Annotated in this window: 1 protein-coding gene; it reads left to right on the top strand. The window is 58.7% G+C overall.

Annotated elements, in window-relative coordinates:
• Positions 1-499: hemagglutinin repeat-containing protein (locus tag VTU_RS26260; RefSeq protein WP_010102457.1), on the top strand; the 499-nt coding region annotated here is incomplete at both ends.

Below are 499 nucleotides of genomic sequence, written 5' to 3'. Positions count from 1 at the left end.
CGGCTGGTTCCAGGATGAATTAATCCTCTGGCCAAGCACCATCAAGGGCTACACCGGGGTCAACATCGGCGCGCAAGGGGGCAACCTGACGCTGAACGCCACCTCCGTCAACGTCACCAGCGGCAAAGCCAGCTTGCAAGCCTCGGGGCATATCGAGCTGAAGGCGGCGCAAAAGTATGTCTTGTTCCGGTCCAAGAGTGAGCGCAACTACGAGACGTGCATATTGTTGAGGACCGTCTGCAACGACATTACCGAGACCACCCATCGCCACCACGAATCCCTGACCAACTCGCCCGTGACCGTGACGGCGCAGGACATTGAGGTCAAGGCAGGCAACGACCTGAACACCTATGGCACACAATTCCGTGCCAGCCGCAATCTGACGGTGCAAGCGGGGGACGAGATCCACTACTACGCGGTCGGGGACCAGCAATACATCTCGGAAACCACCCACCGGGAACGGAGTTTCTGGAACATACTGACTTGGGATCGCAGCACC

The organism is Verminephrobacter aporrectodeae subsp. tuberculatae At4, from assembly GCF_000193225.1.
GTDB classification, from domain to species: domain Bacteria; phylum Pseudomonadota; class Gammaproteobacteria; order Burkholderiales; family Burkholderiaceae_C; genus Acidovorax; species Acidovorax aporrectodeae.
The sequence above is the reverse complement of the archived record's forward strand: the minus strand, read 5'-3'. Positions and strand labels throughout refer to the sequence as shown.